Source organism: Nocardiopsis sp. CNR-923 (assembly GCF_001942255.1).
GTDB lineage: Bacteria > Actinomycetota > Actinomycetes > Streptosporangiales > Streptosporangiaceae > Nocardiopsis.
This window is the reverse complement of record NZ_MKKC01000042.1, coordinates 1-1,498: the sequence shown is the minus strand read 5'-3', so window position 1 is coordinate 1,498 and position 1,498 is coordinate 1. Positions and strand designations below refer to the sequence as shown.

The window sequence follows — 1,498 nt, the reverse complement described above, 5'->3', positions numbered from 1 at the left end:
GCGCGCCGCGCAGTGTGAGGGCGGGGTGACATCGCCGCGCACGGCCGGAGGGGTCGACGCCGAAGCCACCAAGGGGCACAAGGGGCACCCGTACGGGCTCGCCCGCGAACCGGACGTCCCTGGGCGCTCAGGCTGAGCACCGGCCTGACTCGGCACGGGAACGGCCGACGCGTCGACGGTGCGTATGCGTGATCGATCGGACACGTTCCGCTAGCGTTTCCATCGTGGACACGTCCCCGTCGGCGGCGGTCGCCGCGGCCCCGGTCGACCCCGGCCCGAGCCCCTGTCGAGAGAGCGCGCCTTGTTGACCTACATCCTGCGCCGTCTGGGCGCCGGTCTCCTGCTGCTCGTCGTGGTCACCATGGTCACGTTCGCGATCTTCTACGTCGTCCCCCGGTGGGCGGGGCGCACCACCGAGCAGTTGGCCACCATGTACGTCGGCCGCGCCCCCACGCCGGAGGCCGTCCAGGCGACCGTCGACCGCCTCGGCCTGGACCGGCCGATCGCGGTCCAGTTCTGGGAGTTCGTCAAGGGCATCCTCGTCGGCGCCGAGTACCAGTTCGGCCGGGACGTCGTCGAGTGCCCCGCACCGTGCCTGGGCTACTCCTTCCAGACCTACCAGCCGGTCTTCACCGAGATTGTCCACCGTTTGCCGATCACCGTCTCGCTCGCCGTCGGCGCGGGCGTCATCTGGCTGGTCGGCGGAATCGCGGTGGGGGTGGTCTCGGCGGTGGGCAGGGGCAGCCTCTTCGACCGGTTGGCCATGGGGGTCGCCCTCGCCGGGGTGTCCCTGCCGATCTTCTTCACCGGCCTGCTGGTGCTGGCCTTCCCCGTGCACGCCTGGAACTGGTTCCCCACGCCGCGCTACGTGCCGTTGGTCCAGGACCCGCTGGCGTGGGCCGCCGGGCTGTTCCTGCCCTGGGTGACGCTGGCGTTCCTGCACGCGGCCATGTACGCGCGCCAGACCCGCGCGGGCATGCTGGAGACCCTGGGGGAGGACTACGTGCGCACCGCCCGCGCCAAGGGCCTGAGCGAGCGCCGGGTCATCCTCAAGCACGCGCTGCGGCCCACGTTGACGCCGATCGTCACCATCTTCGGCCTCGACCTGGGCCTGGTGCTCGGCGGCGCCGTCCTGACCGAGCAGGTGTTCTCGCTCAACGGCATCGGCCGGTACGCGGTCCAGGCCATCACCCAGAGCGATCTTCCGGTGATCCTCGGCGTCACCCTGGTGGGCGCGTTCTTCATCGTCGTCGCCAGCCTGGTCGTGGACCTGCTGTACCCGTTCATCGACCCCCGTGTCCGCATCCACGACTAGCACCAGCCCCGAGGAACGAAGAGGCCGACCGATGAGCCAGTCCCCGCCCCAACCCGCCGAGCCTGCCGAGCCCGTCGAGCCCGTCGAGCCCGTCGTCCGGGTGGACGACCTGCGGGTGACGTTCCCGACGATGGACGGGGACGTCCACGCGGTGAACGGGTTGTCCTTCGAGGTGCCCCGTGG

1 protein-coding gene is annotated in these 1,498 nt (G+C 71.0%); it reads left to right on the top strand.

Annotation, left to right across the window (positions count from 1 at the left end):
- The first annotated feature begins 301 nt into the window (after positions 1-301).
- On the top strand, positions 302-1,315 hold the full coding sequence (locus tag BJF83_RS02595; RefSeq protein WP_075925036.1) for an ABC transporter permease: 1,014 nt from the start codon (positions 302-304) through the stop codon (positions 1,313-1,315).
- Positions 1,316-1,498 lie beyond the last annotated feature (183 nt).